This window comes from Rhodoferax sp. AJA081-3, assembly GCF_017798165.1.
Classification (GTDB): Bacteria; Pseudomonadota; Gammaproteobacteria; order Burkholderiales; family Burkholderiaceae_C; genus Allorhodoferax.
The window spans coordinates 3,497,606-3,514,134 of record NZ_CP059068.1; the positions used below are offsets into that span (position 1 = coordinate 3,497,606).

A 16,529-nucleotide genomic window follows, 5' to 3' on the forward strand; every position below is an offset into this window, starting at 1 on the left:
CCGCGCCGGGCCGCCCCAAGCGGATTTAGCCCCCTTGGGGGGCAGCGCAGTACGCGCAGCGACGAGCGTGGGGGCCACATGCTTAGCGCACCAGTTGGTTGAGCTGGATGATGGGCAGCAGCACCGCCAGCACAATCAGCATGACAACCAAGCCCATGGCCACAATCAGCAGCGGCTCCAGCAGCGTGGCCAGTTGCATGGCGCGGCGCTGCACCTCGGTGCTGAGCTGTTTTGCTGCGCGCTCCAGCATCACGGGCAACTGGCCGGTTTGTTCGCCCAGGCGGGCAAACATGCTCAAGAGGCCGGGGAAACGTTTCTTCTGCGCCATCGCCGAGGCCAGTGGCGCCCCTTCACGCACCAACACCAAGGCGTCCAGCGCGTCGGTGCGCATGGCCCGGTTGGACAGGGTGTCGGCCGCGGCCTGCAGGGCTTTCAGTATGGGGACACCGGCGGCGGCCAGCATGGACAAGGTGCCGGCAAAACGCGCCGCGTTGTAACCACGGGACAGCTTGCCCAGAATCGGCAAGGTCAGCCACATGGCATCGAACTTCTCGCGAAATGCGGCGCTAGCCCACGCCAATCTTGAACATCCAGCTATAAAAATAAGAGCTATGAGCATCAGCCAGCCTTGGTTGCGCACAAAGTTGCCAATGCCCAGCATGATCACTGTCAGCAGGGGCAGCGCACGTTTGCTGCCGGCAAATACCTCGGCCACCTGTGGCACCACATACCCCAGCAAGAACATCACGATGGTGATGGCCACCAAGGTCACGATGGCGGGGTACAGCGCGGCGCCTATCAGTTGGGACTTCAGGGCCTGACTTTGCTCCAGGTCGTCAGCCAAGCGCTCCAGCACCAGGCCCAGGTTGCCGCTGTGTTCACCGGCGCCCACCACGGCGCAGTAGGTGGGGGCAAATTCGCGCGGGTGTTGGGCCAGCGCGGTGGCGAAGGGTGTGCCGCCATTCACCTCGGCCCTTATGGCGGCCACCAAGTGGCGCTGGCGTTCGTCGTCTGCCTCTTCCGACAGTGCGGTCAGGGCCCGCTCCAGTGGCAGGCCCGAGGCCACCAGCCCGGCGATCTGGCGTGTCCAGATGGCCAGTGCCGAGGCGTTGAACACACGTGATGTCCACAACGTGGTGCCTTGTGTGCCACCGCCGGCTGCACCCGCTCCTGCGGCGCCCGGCCCCACCGGCTCGACCACCATGGGCACCAGCAGTTGGGCACGCAGCATGCCGCGAGCGGCCTTGGCGGTGTCGGCTTCAATCGTGCCCTTGCGGGCACTGCCATTGGCATCGAGGGCTTCATAGGAATAGGCGGGCATGGGTTGATGTTAGCGGCTGAGCAGGCCGGGCCCGCGGTTTGGTGTCCCGGTCTGGGTACTGGTGTAAACCCCGATCCCGTTTTGGTGCGTCATCCGGGAATACCAGCATGACAGGCGAATTGCTGTGAACTACGATTCATGAATCGCACGATCGTGCTTTTTGATTCAGACCTGTTAACACAAGCAACGGGTACCGGGTCAGCCAGCGACAGCGCCCCCACCAAAGAGGTCGCACTGCCTTTTCAGAGACGGATTCCTTCAACCCCTTGGGCCCTTGGCCCTACTGGAGCGTATTGTGAAAAAGACCTTGATGACCTGGTTGGGTGCCTGTTTGCTGGCCCTGTCCCTTCTACCCGCGTCCACCCTGGCCGCAGGCTACACCCAGACCAAATACCCCATCGTGCTGGTGCACGGTCTGTTTGGCTTTGACAACATCGGACCGGTGGAATACTGGTATGGCATTCCCTCCGCGCTGCGCTCTGATGGCGCCAAGGTCTATGTGACCCAGGTGTCTGCAGCCAACAGCACCGAGGCACGTGGCGAACAACTGCTGACCCAGGTCAAGCAGATCCTGGCTGCCACCGGCGCGGCCAAGGTCAACCTGATTGGCCACAGCCATGGCGGCCCGACCATCCGGTACGTCGCCTCAGTGCGCCCTGACCTGATTGCCTCGGCTACCTCGATTGGTGGTGTCAACAAGGGCTCGGCCGTGGCAGACGTGCTGTTGAAGGTGGCGCCCCCCGGATCCTTGTCAAACACCGTCGTCGTCTCCATCACCAACGGCCTGGCGACCATCATCAACTTCCTGTCGGGTGGCTCGGGCCTGAACCAGAATTCGCTGGCTGCTGCCCAGTCGCTCAGCACCGCCGGTGCCGCCAAGTTCAACCAGGCCCACCCATGGGGCGTGCCCACATCATCTTGCGGTGAAGGTGCCTACACGGCGCGTGGCGTGGCTTACTTCTCGTGGAGCGGTGCCAAGGCCTACACCAATGTGTTTGACCCCATCGACCCGGCTCTGGCATTGACCTCGCTGGCCTTTGGCGGCGCCAAGAACGACGGCCTGGTCGCCAGCTGCTCCAGCCACCTGGGCCGTGTCATCCGTGATGACTACGCGATGAACCACCTGGACGAAGTGAACCAGACCATTGGCCTGACCAACCTGTTCGAGACCAATCCGGTCACCATCTTCCGCCAGCACGCCAACCGCCTCAAAGGCATGGGCCTGTAAAACGGCCATGGCGATGCACCGCACGGCCCGGGTTTGCCTGGGCCTGCTTTGCCTGGCCCTGCTGGGCGGCGGTTTGTTCGCCTGGTGGCCAGCGGACGAACCCTCAGCCCCACCTGTGGCGGTGATTGGCCCGGTCAGCCGAGCCACACCGTTTGTGCGCTCCATGCAGGACACACTGCCTGACGGCAATCTGCAGACCCTGGCGGCTGGGGCAGCATCGGGTGCCAGCGGGCCACTGGCCTATGGCGAACTCAAGCGCCTGTTTGATTACTACCTGAGCGCGGTCGGCGAGCAAAGCATAGAAACCATCACGCTGCAGATCCGCGGTGAACTGGACCGCAGGCTGCCACCTGAGCAAGCCAAAAAAGCACAGCGCTTGTTAGGCCTGTACATCGAGTTCAAACGCGAGCTGGTGCGGCTGGAAAGCCAACCGCAGCTCGTCGGGAATGGTCTGCAAGCCATACGCGGCCGCTTCAACGCCATGCAGGACGTGCGCGCCAAGTACTTCAGCGCCGAGGAAACCCAGGGTATGTTTGGATTTGAAGACGCCTACGACATGGATGCGATTGCGCGCCTGGAGGTCGACCAGAACCCTGCCCTGAACGCGGAACAGAAGAAGCAGCAACTGGCCGCGCTGGATGCGAGCATGCCCGAACATCTGCGCAAGGAGCGCGACGCCACCAGCATGGTCGTGCGCCTGGAGCAGCAGGCCCAGGACCTGCGCGCCAAGGGCGGCAGCGAGGACGATGTCTACCGCATGCGCGCCAAGGAGTTGGACCCGCAGGCCGCTGCCCGTTTGGCGGATGTAGACCGTGAAGAGGCTGCCTGGAAGAGCCGTATAAGCCGTTATCTGGAAGAGCGCAGCAAGTTACTGCAGTCCCAGTCCAATGCCAGCGAGTCCGAGCGCCAGGCCAGCCTGGCACAGCTGCAGCAAAACAGCTTTAGCGAAACCGAACGGCCACGTTTGGTGGCTTACGAATAAAACACCGCTCCGGAGGTGGAGCGTGGGCGGCACTATCTTCAGTGCGCTGCGAGGCGCTTGCCATGCGGCAGCGTCGGTAGGCGCTCCAGCAATTGGCGGCAGTAGCCGGTGATGCGCAGGCACTTGTTGATCTCATCCACCGGCAGCGGGCCCGACACCACCACGATGTCATTGGCCCGATCAATATCCCCAGCCGCGCGCAGGCGTCGGCGCGCGTTGCTGGCCCAGGAGTGGATGCGGGACGGGTGGCCGTGTTCGTGCAGCTTGCCGGTGCGCACGTCAAAGGCAAGGGCCACCGTGTCTGTCATCAATCGTAGCTTGTGCTCGCCGGTGACCTGGCTTTGGGGCGTGCTCAGGTCGTACAAATGGTACTGGCCTTGTTTGAGCTGGTATTGAAGTGACATGCTGCGGTTTCCTGTGAGACCTATTGTGGTTGGCGGGTCGCGGAACTAAAGCAAAAGAAGGTGTCGAATCATGGGGCTAATCCCGGGTGACGCGGACCAGCTCTTCGCGGGAGGTGATGCCTTTGGCCACCAGCCGTTCGCCGTCTTCACGCATCAGTGTCATGCCACCGGCAATGGCAGCCGCGCGGATATCCGCTTCGGAGGCCTGGTGGTGGATTTGTGCGCGGATCGCGTCGTCCGTCACCAGCAGTTCAAACACGCCAGTGCGGCCTTGGTAACCCGTGTGGCCACATTCGCTGCAACCCTTGCCCTGGCAGGTGGTGCACAGCTTGCGCAGTAGGCGCTGGGCCAACACGCCCAAAAGCGAAGAACTCAGCAGGAAGGGCTCTATGCCCATGTCGGTCAGGCGCGTCACCGCGCTGGCGGCGTCATTAGTGTGCAACGTGGCCAGGACCAGGTGGCCGGTCAGTGACGCCTGGATGGCGATCTGCGCGGTCTCGAAATCGCGGATCTCACCGATCATGATCACGTCCGGGTCCTGGCGCAAGATGGCGCGCAGGGCCTTGGCAAAGTCCAGGTCAATCTTGGCATTGACCTGGGTCTGGCCCACGCCCGCCAGCTCATATTCGATGGGGTCTTCCACCGTCATGATGTTCTGGCGCCGGCTGTCCAGCTTTTGCAGCGCTGCATACAGCGTCGTGGTTTTGCCCGAGCCGGTGGGGCCGGTCACCAAAATGATGCCGTGGGGCTGGGTGACGAGGTGCTCAAAGCGTTGCAGCACATCGCCCTGCATGCCTACCGATTCCAGGCTCAGCTTGCCGCCGCTTTTGTCCAACAGGCGCAGCACAGCGCGTTCGCCATGCGCGCTGGGCAGGGTACTGACACGCACGTCCACGCCGCGGGTGCCAATGCGCAGGCTGATGCGGCCGTCCTGTGGCAGGCGCTTTTCGGCAATGTCCAGATCGGCCATGATCTTCAGGCGCGAGATCAGTGCGGCGTGCAGGGCGCGGTTGGGCTGCACCACATCGCGCAGCGTGCCGTCCACACGGAAGCGCACGCTGGAATGGCGCTCGTAGGGTTCGATGTGGATGTCGCTGGCGCCATCGCGTGCGGCCTGGGTCAGCAGGGCGTTCAGCATGCGGATGATGGGCGCATCGTCCGAAGTTTCCAGCAAGTCTTCAATCGCCGGCAGGGCCTGCATCATGCGCGACAGGTCCACATCGGCCTCGACCTCGCTGATGACGGTGGCGGCGCTGGATTCGCTTTGTGCATAGGCGGCGCTGATACGTTGGCGCAGCAACTCGGCGGCTTCGGTCTCGACCTGTGCCGCGCCAAACTTGCGCATGACTTCGGCCACGGCGCTTTGTGCGGCGTCCGTGGCCAGGTCGTGTATCCACAGGGTCAGGCTGCCGTCTTGTTCTTCCAGCAGCAGCTGGTGGCTGCGCGCGAAGGCGTAGGGCAGGGGGTACAACACAGCGCCGGCCATGGTCAGGGCTTGGTCTCGGGCACTGCGCGTGCTGGCGCAGGTGTGGGGCGCGCGGGCATCACGACCGACGCGTTGACCGGCACACCCGTACTCGTGACGGGCTGGGCTTGTTGCTGCTGGTTGCGCATCAACTCATAACGGTCCAGCGACAAAGCATCCGTGGCATCGGCATCGCGCACCACGACCGGCCGCAGGAACACCATCAGATTGGTCTTCTTGCGGCTGCGGGTCTCGGCCTTGAACAGGTTGCCAAACAGGGGCACATCGCCCAGGCCGGGTACCTTCTCCTGGTTGCCGGAATACTCGTCCTGCAGCAGACCACCGAGCACGACGATGGAGCCATCGTTCACCAGCACATTGGACTCGATGGAGCGCTTGTTGGTGGTCGGGCCGTTGGCGTCTTTGAGGGTGCTGGCCTGGATGGTGGACACCTCTTGGTAGATGGTCAGCTTGACGGTGCCGTTTTCGCTGATCTGGGGTTTGACCTTGAGCGTGATGCCGATGTCCTTGCGCTCAATGGTCTGGAACGGGTTGACGGAGCCTGAGGTGCCGCTGGCACCGGTGTTGGTGAACTGGCCGGTCACAAATGGCACGTTTTGCGCGATGATGATCTTGGCCTCTTCGTTGTCCAACGTCAGCAGATTGGGCGTGGACAGGATGTTGCCATCACCATTGGTCTGCAGGTAGCGGGCCAGAAAGCCCAGCACATACACACCGTTGACCTTGTTGGCCACCGCCAGGTTGCCACCGTTGGCCAGGGTTGCGCCGCCGCTGAGTGCACTGGTGGCCAGGCTGACGATGTTGGTGCCGCCTATCTTGAAATTGGTACCCAGAATGCCCACCGTGCCGTCGCCGGCGTTGCCCATGGGGCCTTGCCACTGGATGCCGAACTCGGCCGCCTTGTCAGCATTCACCTCGGCAATCAGGCTCTCCACATAGACCTGGGCGCGGCGCGCGTCCAGCTTGTCGATAACGGCGCGCAACTGGCGGTACTGCGGCTCGGGCGCAGTGATGACCAGTGAGTTGGTAGCCGCGTCGGCCTGGATCTGGCCTCCCGTGGTGGACTGGCTGGTGGCCGTAGAGCCGCTGCCGCCCGTGGCCGCCGCACCACCCGCAGCCGTGACCGGCGCGCCGCTGCCACTGGCCGTGCTGCTGGCGCCACGGGCCTCACCCGACATGGCGGCGCGCAGCGTGGCGGCCAGTTTGGTGGCCTCGGCATTTTTCAGGTAGACCACATAGATGTTGCCGGTGGCGCTTTGGGTGCCAGGCTGGTCCAGCTTGTCGATCAGCGACTTGGCCAGCGCCATGCGGGCCGGGTTGGCGGCGCGCAGGATCAGCGTGTTGGAGCGCGGCTCGGCCATCAGCGTGGTCTTGAAGCTGCCATCGGCCTGACCACCCGGTGCGGCGGCTACACCGCCACCGGACTCCAGCAGGCGCAACACCAGCGGAGCCAGGTCCACGGCGATGGCATGCTTGAGGCTGATGATTTCCACATCGGTCGCGTTGGACACGTCCATGGCCGCAATGATCTGGGCCATGCGCCGCAGGTTGTCGCCGTAGTCGGTGATCACCAGCGAGTTGTTGCCGGGGTTGACGTTGATGGTGTTGTTGGGGCTGATCAGTGGCCGCAGGATGGGCAGCAGGTTGTTGGCGTTTTCAAAGTTGAGCTTGAAGATCTGGGTGCTGATCTGGTTACCAGCGACCATGGTGCTGTCGAACACCGCACCGCCCTGCAGCTTGGCATCGGCTTCAGGCACGATCTTGTCCAGGCCCGCGGCATCCACTACCGTGAAGCCCTGCAGGCGCATCATGGCCAAAAACTGGGCATAAGCCACGGCGGGGGTCACTGGTTTGTCGGTGGTCAGCGTGATCGTGCCCTTGACGCGCGGGTCCACCACCACATTGCGCCCGGTCAGCGTGGCCATGGTGCGGGCCACGGCGTCGATCTCGGCATTGGTGAAGTTCAGCGTGATGGGATCGCCGCGCTTGGCCGGGCTTCCCTGGGCTGCTGCAGGGGCTGTCTGGGCCAGGGCATTTATGGAAAATTGGCCTGTAGCCCCCGCCAATATTGAACATATCGCTATTGAAACAATAGCGTTTGGTTTGCGTTTGAAGATGACGGTGTTCATGTGCTGCGGTCTCACTTTAGCCCACGGTAATGATGGAGCGGGCGCCATCGCGGCGCCCCAGAATGTTCAGAAGATTGGACAGCGCCTCGACCCGCTCGGGCGCCGCGCTGGCCACGCCAGTAAAGCGCAGACGCTGGCCTACCCATTCGCCCTGGCCGCTGAGTTGCAGGCTGCCCTCCAGCGTGCTCAGTGCCAGGCTGGGCGACGGCCCGCCCTGCAGCAGGAAGCGGTAGCTGCCCATGGGTGACAGGGTGGACAGGCGTGAGGAAATGTTCAGTGCGTCCAGCTGCACCCGCCCTGCCAGTTGCAGGCCGGTGGGGCCGAATTCGACGACCAGGTCTTGTGTAGTGGCGCTGAGCTGGCCCTGGGCCTGCACGGTGTTCCAAGGCGTGCCCAGGCCGGCCAGCAGGCTGGCGGGCCATTGTGTTTGGCTGTCTTGCAAGACCAGGCGTGCGCCTTTCCAGCCCAAGGCGGTGGCGCGCAATTGCAGGGGCTGGGGTGTGCAGCAGTCGGCGCTGATCTGAATGGCCAGGCCGGCCCATACCGGGCGAATGCGCCAGGAGACCTGGCCCGGAAGCGCCACGGCGTTGACACTGCCCTGGCCGCCCGACAACACCAACTGCGATGTTCCACCCCAGATGCTGCCTTGGGCGCCGACCAGTTGCAGCTGCTGGCCGCTGGCCTGGCTCAGCGCTGTTGCCAGCCAGCGTGCAGGCGCAAACACGGTGGTTGCAATGGCGCCACCCAGCAGCACACCGGCGATGGCCCAGCGCCAGGGCGCGCTCTGGTGCGGCATACCGGGTGTGCGGGTTGTGGCCATGGTCAGCGGGGGGGCAGGCTCATGACCAGCGTGCCGCTCCAGGTGGCGCCGGTGGGTGCGGTGCCACGGGTCAGGCGCGCCTCCAGCGGAACTGAGCGGGCATTGAGCCGCACCTGGGCCAGCCACTGGGCCAGTGCATCGGCACTGGCGGCCTGCAGCGTGACATTGGCGCGGTCGGCCACTACGTTCACCTGGGCCGTAGCGGCCAGGGTTTGGCGGGTGGCCAGGTTCAGCGCGCGCAGGGCCTCGTCATAGGCCAGCGGCGCCTGCCGTTGCAGGGCACTGGCCTGGTTCTGCAGCGACAGCATGTGCTGGATCTGGGCGTCCAGCGCCGTGGCCTGGGCGGTGGACGTACGCAGGGTCTGCAGCGATGGCGACAGCAGCAGCTTCCACACCAGGGCCAACACCACCAGTGCCAGGGCCGCAGCCAGGAAGGTTTTCTCGCGGGCCGCCAATTGGCCCCAGCGGGTCTGCAAGGGGGCCAACAAGGCCGTCAAACCGGATGGCGAGGGCCTGCTCATGGTCGGCGCTCCTGTTGTTGCTTCAGCACCAGGGTATCCCCATCCAGGCTCACGGTGTAGCCCTGGGCCTGCAGTCGGCTGATGGCGCTGGCCATGGCGGGCGCGGCCGGGTCAGCCAGTTTGAGTCGCAATTCGCCTGCTACAAATTCAATAGCTGTAGGGGCAGCAAGTTCGGGGGCTAGGGCCTGAAATTGCCCCAACATGGTTTCCAGATCGCCACTGGCCGCGGCGCCACTTTGGCGCTGCAGGTCGGCCAGTGAGCGCGCCATTTGCAGCGGCGGGTTGACCACCACGCGTACGTCGGGGAAGGTGATGGTCAAAATCTCGTGCACGGTGGTGCGTTTGGCGGCCAGGGCGGCCTGTTCCTTCCAGGCCCAGACCTGCAGACCCACCAGGTTGACCAACACGATGGCCACCACGGCCCAGCGTGCAGGCCGCCAGCGTGGGGATTGCAGCAGGTCGCCCGTGATCTGCGCCAACTGCTTGCGGGTGCGAGTGCCGCGGGTGCGCAACAGGTCAAACTGGGCCAGGTCCCAGCCCGATTGGGCGGCGGCGATGGCGCGCTGTGCTGTGGTTTGCAGGCTGACACGGCCGCTGAAATACTGCTCGGCAATGGCGGCCACCGCCGGTTCGGCCAGCACGGGGTTGGTGTCTGTGCCGGGGGGCAGCAGCGCCACACCGGTGTGGCCCAGTGGCAGTACCACCACGCCCTGGGGGCCGCAACACACCAGTTGGGGTTGCTCGGTTGTGCCCATGGCGGTCAGGCGGACGGTGTCGGGGCTTTCGTCGGGCGGCGGTGCCAGCTCGGGCACGATGCGACCGACGGGCCGGCCGGTTTGCTCCAGCGCGGCCAACCAGGCATGTATCCAGGCCCGGTCACAGGCGGCGACCCAGTTGGGTGCGTCGGCACGGGCCTGGGGCTGGATGGCAAAGTGCAGTTGGGCGGGCTCATCGAGCAGGCGGTCTTCTAGCAGGCCGTCGAGCACGGCGCGCAGGCGGGGGGCATTGCCCTCTTGAAAGAAGCCACGCTCCAGCGTGCCCTTGGGAAAATCCACCCGGTGCCAGGACAGCTGGGTTGTGGGCACAACCACCACCACTTCGGCATCCGGGGTTTGCGGCAACAGGTTCAGCGGTGCGTCCAGGTGGCGCTTGGCGGTGGTGCCGTCCTCGGTCCATACGGTGCTGCACGGCGTGTTGGCCGTGGGCAGGGAGGCAGGGAGGGTGACGATCAGTGAGGACATGCAGGTTTTTGAAGCTGCGTCATTGTATGGGGCTGCTTTGCGCACTTGGTGCGCCGCCAGAGCCCCGGTCGCGCCACAGGGTTTTTACTGCGATGCCATCGCGCTGCACCACGGAGCGTTCGTCCACCACGGTCTGGTCCAGGCGCAGGCGACCATGGATTTCAAAGAACCGCGAGTTCACGCTGTGCAGCGCCTCGCTGAAATCGCCCGCCGCATCGGGCACCACCTTGCCGGCGTCCGCCAGGGTGCGGAAGTGGGCGAATTGGCGGGTGGAGACCAGGCGCTCGGCCTGGGCCATGTCCAGCCCGGGGATGGTGGCAAACAGCACCGGGGCGCTGGCCGTGTTGATGTTGACCGGCGTGCGCTGGGGCAGCAGGGTAATAGAGGGCCGCAAGATGGCCAGGCTGCGCGGCGACAGGCCCAGCCAGACCAGCTGCCCCACCCGCTGGGGCATCAGCGGGGCCATGCGGGCCGAGCCGTTGTTGGGGCTGACGTCCTGCGCAAAACGCAGGTTCTCAATCAGCGCCCCCAGTTCAGAGCGGGGCAGGCCCAGCTTCTCGAACAGTTTGGCAAAGGCGCGCACCGTAGGTTCGGAGGGTTTGCCGTTTTCCACCAGGTTGAACACATTCATGCGCCCCTGCAGGTCGCTGATGTAGCCGGACAGGAAGGCCTGGGTGGCTGCGTCGGTGGTGTTGGTGGCCACGCCTTTTTCGGCGGCCAGAAAGGTGGACAGACGGGCCTCTTCCAGTGGCACGGCCCAGGGCTCGCCCAGGTGGTCTGCGCCACCGGAACGCGCGTCTTCGCGCAGGATCAGGCGGGCCCAGTCCAGCGCACCCGTCAGCACCCACAGGGATTGCACGCGGCTCCGTTCGGCCGCCTCCACCTCCACACTGCGCCATTGCTGCCACAGTGCGGCGGCGGCCATGCTGGCTACCAGGGCCACGGTCAACATGGCGGCCAGCAGGGCTGCACCGGTTTCATGGCGGCGGGACTTCATGGTTTGCCGCCACCCAGGGTGATGCGTGCCCAATCGCGGGTCAGGGTGCCAACAAAGGCGTCGTTGGGCGGCAGGGTCAACACCAGGCGCACACCATCGGGCAGGACCTGTTCCGCGGCTGGGGCGACGGGCGTACCGATGGGGGTGGGTGCCGGCGGTGGGGGCGGCGGTGCGCCGTCGCTGGACAGGGGGTTGGTCCAGGCGTCGGCACGGAAGTAAAACACCTTCCACTGCTCCAGCGCGGCCACACGCACCTCCAGTCTCTTGTCTTCTTCGCTTGCGTTTTGTGCCCATTGGGCGGCGCGGGTCCACATGGTCTGCAGATCGCCCCGGGTTTGCACGGGGGGCGACTGCCAGCGCAGCCACTGGCCAGCACCGTCGATCTCGCGCCGGGCCCAGGCCACCACCAGCAAACCGTCGCCCGGCGCGGCCGTGCTGCGCCGCGTGATGCGCAGGGCGCGGCCATCCCAGTCCAGGGCCGGGGTGTTGGGCAACTGCACCAGGGCATCCAGATCGGCCGCCCACTGCGACAGGCCGGCTTGCAGCGTGAGCACCGTGTCCGCGCGCTGCTGGAGCTGGGTCTGTGCCTTGGACATGCCGTCCAGTCCGCGCCAGCTCAAACCCGCCATCAGCGCCAGGATGCCGATGGCGACCAGCAGTTCGATCAGCGTAAAACCCTTGGCGCGATGGAGCGGCAACATCAATAGCGGCCCACGACGGTAGACAAGGTCAGCAGCGTCGCGTCACGCTCAGCCACCTGGGCCTCCACCCGCAGAAAATTGGGGTTGGGCGTGGGCCGCACGGACAGCGTGACGCCCAGGTTGCGCCCCGCCTGTTCGCAGTTGCTGGTGTTGTCCCCCACGGCCGGCATTTGTTTGGAGAGGCGCACGGCCACCAGCGCGTTTTCGGCGCACAGCTGCGCCAGCAGCAGGTCGGACTGGCGTTCGGCATTGCGGGTCAGCGCACCGGTGGAGCGCACACCAGCGGCCAATGCAATGGCCACAATGCCCAAGGCGACCAGGACCTCGATCAGCGTGAAGCCTCGGCCGCGCCGCCGTGGTGTGGCGTGTAATTTCATGGAGCGGGTGTGCTCACGTCGGCGTCGCCCGTGACCTTGAAGGGTCGCACACCATCGGTGGTGATGCTCAGGCTGCGCGTGGGTTGTGACAGTGATGCCAGGCGTATCCGCTGCGGGCCAATGATGGGCTCCGGTCCCAGCACCACCGCAGCGCTACTGCTGGCCACCACGTCAGTGCCCAGCCAGGTGGTGGGCAGGGCGTCGTTGGGCAAGCCTTCAAATACAAAGCCCTTGGGTGTGGCCCGCCAGACCACCGTATTGGCGCTCATGCGCGAGTGGGCGCGGGCAGTTTCCAGCAGGGCCGCCAGACGTTGTGCATCACGCTCCAGTTGGGTTTGTGACGTATCCCGCATGGCCATGCTGACTCCAGCCGTTGCCATGGCCATGATGGCCACAACGACCATCAGCTCCAGCAGTGTGAAACCTCGCGCAGCGACGAGCGTGGGGGCCAAAATCCGCGCTGGGCCGCCCCGAGCGGATTTCACCCCCTCGGGGGGCAGCGACCCGCGCAGCGGTGGAGCGTGGGGGTAAACCTCAATCCCAGCTGCCGATGTCCGCATTTTTGCCCTCGCCGCCGGGTTGGCCGTCTGCGCCGAAGGAGAGCACATCCACCTCGCCCCGCACGCCCGGGTTCAGGTATTGGTAGGGACGGCCCCAGGGGTCGTTGGGCAACTTTTCAACGTATTGTTTCCAGTTGGTGGGAATGGGGCTTTCGGTGGGTTTGGTGCGCAGGGCCTGCAGGCCTTGGGCTGCAGTGGGAAAACGCTGGTTGTCCAGCTTGTAGAGTTTGAGCGCCCCCATCAGGTTATTGACATCGGTCTTGGCCGCCGTGGCGCGTGCGTCATCGGCACGGTCCAGCACATTGGGCACGATTAGCGCGGCCAGCACGCCGATGATCACCAGGACCACCATCAGCTCGATGAGGGTAAAGCCGTTGGCAGGGCGGTTGCGCCGGTGCACAGGGGGCACCGAGGGGGAGTGGAATGCTTGGTGGTTCATAGTCGGGTCAATCATAATCGCGCAATGCAAATAAACGCTTTTCAGGTGTGGGGGACTCGGCTGGCAACCTTGCTGCTGGCTGCGTTGGCGGCGCTCAGTGGCACCTATTGGGCGCTCAAGAGTACACACGCCAACAGTGTATCGAGCGCAGCCCCCGCAGCCGGTTTCGCCGGCCTGGACCCGCAGGCACTGGCGCGGGCTCTGGGTGGGGGTGGTGCAGTGGCGCCAGCCGGTGCGCCGGTAGCCCCGAGTACGGCCTATGTGCTGGTGGGGGTGTTGGCAGACCGCCAGCATGGCGGCGCGGCGCTGATATCGGTCGATGGCAAGGCCGCTAAGCCCTACCGCGTGGGCGCCCCGGTGGACGGCAACCTGGTGTTGCAGTCGGTTGTGGGTCGGCGTGCGGTTCTGGCGGCCGGTGTGGACGCCCCGGCGCAGATGACGCTGGAATTGCCGCCCCTCAGCAAGTGATGCCACACGCGCAGGCCCAGGCCGTGCCAGCACGGGCGGTCGCTTTGGACGCACTGCGCGGGATGGCCGTGTTGTGGATGACACTGTTCCATTTTGCGTTTGACCTCAACCACTTCGGCTGGATGCGTGCGGATTTTTACCGTGACCCGCTGTGGACGGTGCAACGCACCTGCATACTGAGCCTGTTCTTGCTGTGTGCCGGATGTGGCCAGGCATTTGCAGTACACGCGGGCCAGACCTGGAGCCGCTTCTGGCGCCGGTGGGGCCAGATTGCCGCCTGCGCGCTGGCCGTCAGTCTGGGCTCGGCGCTGATGTTTCCCAATAGCTGGATTTATTTTGGTGTCCTGCATGGCATGGCAGTGATGCTGCTGGTGTGCAGGGCCTCCGCGCATTGGGGCCCCTGGTTGTGGCCTGCCGGTGGAGTGGTGGTTGTGTTGGGTATCTACGCACCCCAACTGCATGCTTTGTTGCCGTTTGCCGATACCCTGAATCTCAAAGCGTTGAACTGGGTGGGGCTGGTCAGCCACAAGCCCATTACCGAAGACTATGTACCGCTGCTGCCCTGGCTGGGTGTCATGTGGTGGGGGATGGCTGCAGGCCAGTGGATGCTGGCGCGGGGCTGGATGCCGCGTGTGGACCAGACCGCCCGTGCCCTGCCACTGGCGCCATTGTCCTGGCTGGGGCGCTGGAGCCTGACCTGGTACATGGCGCACCAGCCGGTGCTGATTGGCTTGCTGACGGTGGCGGGGTTTCTGCGCTGACCAGGCCAACATGTGTAATGTGGCCTTCGCGCGGGCAGCTAGTTAGTAGCTACGGCCCTTGGTCACCGTTTCACGGGTGATTTTCCAGACACCTTTTACGTTTTCCAGAGCCAGGGTCTTGTTGACCGAGTCTTTGTAATTGACAGAACCGTACTCTTGAGAAAACGCGACCTCTGCCGTTTTGTTGTCGCAGCGTACGGGTGACACTTTACCAATGGTGATGCTGATGTCACCCTGTTTGCTGATGCGGCTGGTGCGCATGGCTTCCCACTGCTTGCGGTCCATCGCCTTGCCGGGATCAAAGCTGCTGGCGTAAGCGCCCAGATAACCGGGTACATCTTTCTTGTTCCAGGCTTCTAGCCAAGTTTGTACGGCCTTGGGTAGCTGGTTGCAAATATCCGCGGTGGGATTGGATGGAGGCAGTGCTACCGGTACAGCAGTGGTTGCGCCTGTGACGGGTTTGCCAGGATCAGCGGGCAAGGACGCCGGACGGGAATTGAAGCTGCGGTCCAGGGCGGGTGCCGTGGGGACCTGGTGGTCGCATTGCATCAGCGCGTCGTCGTCTTGTGTATTGCCGGAGGCGTCGGGTGTCTCTGTGGACAGTGTTTGCAGCTTCAGCGTGCTGAGCAGGGTGCCGGATGTGGCCAGCACACGCACGGCCGACAGCTGCAGGTCGTACTCGGCATTGGCCAGCGCCCGGCGAGCCTGGTAGAGCTCGTTTTCGGTGTCCAGCAAGTCCAGCAGTGATCGCTGGCCAATGTCAAATTGTTGTTGATACGCTTGGCGGGCCTTGGAGGTGGACAACTCGTGTTGGCTGAGCAGCTTGATTTGTGCAGCCAGACGTTGGGAGTCGTTGAACGCAATTTCACCGGTTTGCCAAACATCGCGGCAGGCTTTGTCACGCAGGTCGTAGGCGCTGTTGAGTTTGGCGACGGCTTGGTTGACACGGGCCTTGTCAGACCCGCCGCGGTACAGGTTGTAGCTCAACACCACTTCCAGCGCCGTGTCGCGGTAGTCACCGTTGATACCACTCTGGTTGGTTTCCATGCTTTGCCGGGCACGGAATTCAACGGTTGGGCTGTAAGCGGCCCGCCGCATGCTGCTGTCGGATCGGTAACCGCGGATGGTGGCTACCGCGGATAAAAATTCGGGGTTGCTGCGCACCGCTTCTGACGGGAAACCGGCGCCTGCTTTCAGGTACTGGCCCATGGATTCTGTGGCCGCGAGATTTGCCGCAGGAAGCTGGCCCACCAGCCGTTGGTAACGGGCGGACACATCATGCAGATTGCTGGATTCGGTGAGCCAGTTGGACTCTGCCAGGGCCATGCGGCCTGCAGCTTGCTCAAGGTCGACTTTACGGCCTACGCCAGCGGTGACCTTTTGGCTCAATCGGTCGTGTACTTCCTGGTGGGTCGTAAAGTTGTCGGCGGCGAGCTGGACCAGTTCGCGAAAGCGCAGCACGTCGGTGTAGGCGCGGGCGGCTTCCAGCGCAATCTGGTTGCTGCTGGCCAGCAAGTCATAGTAGGCGGCCTGCTGGGCATAACTGAGTCGCCGGGTTTCGTGCAACGTGGCAAATCCGTCGAACAGTGTCTGGCGCAATTGCAGGGACGCGCGGTTGCCGTTGTAGCTTAGTGCGGAGGCCAGCGAAGGGGTCTTGGTTTCATAGGTCCCACCTGCCACTTCCAGATCAATACGGGGCAACCAGGCCCCTTGTGCTACGCCACGCTCCGCCTTGGCGGCCTCCAGGTTGTGGAAGCGCAATTTGACTTCGGGGTTTTGCAGAATGGCCCGCTCAACGGCTTCTTTCAGCGTGCCAGGTGACTGCTGAGCCAAGACCCAGGGACTGAAACTGGCGCTGGCAATCAAGGCTGCGGTGCTGATGGCGGTGAGCTTGGTCATATTCTTGGAATTCTTCCTGCAATGTGTGGGCAACGTGGCGGCAAGCTGCCAGGCGAAGCACTGTGCTAGTGTCCGCCGAGTATAGATAGTGCATTATTCTGCTAGGAAATTGCGAGCACGTCAGCCTTTGTGGGCGTTGGCGTTTTAAAAACGGGGCCTTGTGTGAAAAAATACACAAAATGTTACAACATTCTT

General features: G+C 64.1%; 17 protein-coding genes. 4 read left to right on the forward strand and 13 right to left on the reverse strand.

Annotated elements, in window-relative coordinates; translation table 11 throughout:
- Positions 1 to 82: 82 nt before the first annotated feature.
- Positions 83 to 1,321: a type II secretion system inner membrane protein GspF gene (gene gspF / locus HZ993_RS16385; RefSeq protein ID WP_209393810.1), complete on the reverse strand. Its 1,239-nt coding sequence runs from the start codon at positions 1,319 to 1,321 to the stop codon at positions 83 to 85.
- A gap of 310 nt (positions 1,322 to 1,631) precedes the next feature.
- Here gspF and HZ993_RS16390 point away from each other — a divergent pair, with 310 nt between their 5' ends.
- Both HZ993_RS16390 and HZ993_RS16395 read left to right on the forward strand, forming a co-directional pair.
- Positions 1,632 to 2,549, forward strand: coding sequence for a triacylglycerol lipase (locus tag HZ993_RS16390; protein ID WP_209398542.1), 918 nt, complete (start codon positions 1,632 to 1,634; stop codon positions 2,547 to 2,549).
- 7 nt (positions 2,550 to 2,556) lie between these two features.
- The gene (locus tag HZ993_RS16395; protein ID WP_209393811.1) at positions 2,557 to 3,531 is read left to right on the forward strand and encodes a lipase secretion chaperone; all 975 of its coding nucleotides are present in this window, start codon (positions 2,557 to 2,559) and stop codon (positions 3,529 to 3,531) included.
- A gap of 38 nt (positions 3,532 to 3,569) precedes the next feature.
- Here the strand turns inward: HZ993_RS16395 and HZ993_RS16400 are convergent, their stop codons facing one another.
- The 11 genes from HZ993_RS16400 to gspG all read right to left on the reverse strand — a co-directional run bounded on the left by HZ993_RS16400 (position 3,570) and on the right by gspG (position 13,206).
- On the reverse strand, positions 3,570 to 3,935 hold the full coding sequence (locus tag HZ993_RS16400) for a hypothetical protein (RefSeq protein WP_209393812.1): 366 nt from the start codon (positions 3,933 to 3,935) through the stop codon (positions 3,570 to 3,572).
- A gap of 76 nt (positions 3,936 to 4,011) precedes the next feature.
- The gene (locus HZ993_RS16405) at positions 4,012 to 5,409 is read right to left on the reverse strand and encodes a GspE/PulE family protein (RefSeq protein ID WP_305847098.1); all 1,398 of its coding nucleotides are present in this window, start codon (positions 5,407 to 5,409) and stop codon (positions 4,012 to 4,014) included.
- A 14-nt stretch (positions 5,410 to 5,423) separates the two neighbouring features.
- Positions 5,424 to 7,550 carry a type II secretion system secretin GspD gene (gene gspD, locus HZ993_RS16410; RefSeq protein WP_209393814.1) on the reverse strand — a complete coding sequence of 709 codons (2,127 nt, stop codon included), beginning with the start codon at positions 7,548 to 7,550 and terminating at the stop codon, positions 5,424 to 5,426.
- Positions 7,551 to 7,566: 16 nt separating this feature from the next.
- Positions 7,567 to 8,370 carry a type II secretion system protein N gene (gene gspN / locus HZ993_RS16415; RefSeq protein WP_209393815.1) on the reverse strand — a complete coding sequence of 268 codons (804 nt, stop codon included), beginning with the start codon at positions 8,368 to 8,370 and terminating at the stop codon, positions 7,567 to 7,569.
- Between the two features lie 2 nt (positions 8,371 to 8,372).
- On the reverse strand, positions 8,373 to 8,891 hold the full coding sequence (gspM, locus tag HZ993_RS16420) for a type II secretion system protein GspM (protein ID WP_209393816.1): 519 nt from the start codon (positions 8,889 to 8,891) through the stop codon (positions 8,373 to 8,375).
- Complete coding sequence (gspL, locus tag HZ993_RS16425; RefSeq protein WP_209393817.1) at positions 8,888 to 10,132, reverse strand: type II secretion system protein GspL; 1,245 nt, start codon at positions 10,130 to 10,132, stop codon at positions 8,888 to 8,890. Before gspL ends, gspM begins: the two co-directional genes overlap by 4 nt.
- Positions 10,133 to 10,151: 19 nt before the next feature.
- Positions 10,152 to 11,129 carry a type II secretion system minor pseudopilin GspK gene (gspK, locus tag HZ993_RS16430; protein WP_209393818.1) on the reverse strand — a complete coding sequence of 326 codons (978 nt, stop codon included), beginning with the start codon at positions 11,127 to 11,129 and terminating at the stop codon, positions 10,152 to 10,154.
- Positions 11,126 to 11,830, reverse strand: coding sequence for a type II secretion system protein J (locus HZ993_RS16435; protein WP_209393819.1), 705 nt, complete (start codon positions 11,828 to 11,830; stop codon positions 11,126 to 11,128). Before HZ993_RS16435 ends, gspK begins: the two co-directional genes overlap by 4 nt.
- The gene (gspI, locus tag HZ993_RS16440) at positions 11,830 to 12,207 is read right to left on the reverse strand and encodes a type II secretion system minor pseudopilin GspI (RefSeq protein ID WP_209393820.1); all 378 of its coding nucleotides are present in this window, start codon (positions 12,205 to 12,207) and stop codon (positions 11,830 to 11,832) included. Before gspI ends, HZ993_RS16435 begins: the two co-directional genes overlap by 1 nt.
- On the reverse strand, positions 12,204 to 12,659 hold the full coding sequence (locus HZ993_RS16445) for a prepilin-type N-terminal cleavage/methylation domain-containing protein (protein WP_245213663.1): 456 nt from the start codon (positions 12,657 to 12,659) through the stop codon (positions 12,204 to 12,206). Before HZ993_RS16445 ends, gspI begins: the two co-directional genes overlap by 4 nt.
- 82 nt (positions 12,660 to 12,741) lie before the next feature.
- Positions 12,742 to 13,206 (reverse strand): type II secretion system major pseudopilin GspG, encoded by a 465-nt coding sequence (gspG, locus tag HZ993_RS16450; protein WP_209393822.1) that lies wholly within the window; start codon positions 13,204 to 13,206, stop codon positions 12,742 to 12,744.
- A gap of 24 nt (positions 13,207 to 13,230) precedes the next feature.
- Between gspG and HZ993_RS16455 the strand changes: the two genes are divergently transcribed.
- Positions 13,231 to 13,674 carry a type II secretion system protein N gene (locus tag HZ993_RS16455; RefSeq protein ID WP_209393823.1) on the forward strand — a complete coding sequence of 148 codons (444 nt, stop codon included), beginning with the start codon at positions 13,231 to 13,233 and terminating at the stop codon, positions 13,672 to 13,674.
- Positions 13,674 to 14,435, forward strand: a complete 762-nt coding sequence (locus HZ993_RS16460; RefSeq protein ID WP_209393824.1) for a DUF1624 domain-containing protein — start codon at positions 13,674 to 13,676, stop codon at positions 14,433 to 14,435. Before HZ993_RS16455 ends, HZ993_RS16460 begins: the two co-directional genes overlap by 1 nt.
- Positions 14,436 to 14,477: 42 nt before the next feature.
- Here HZ993_RS16460 and HZ993_RS16465 read toward each other — a convergent pair whose 3' ends face one another.
- A complete protein-coding gene (locus HZ993_RS16465) occupies positions 14,478 to 16,334 on the reverse strand; it encodes a TolC family outer membrane protein (protein WP_209393825.1) in 1,857 nt (618 codons plus the stop codon).
- Positions 16,335 to 16,529: the final 195 nt, after the last annotated feature.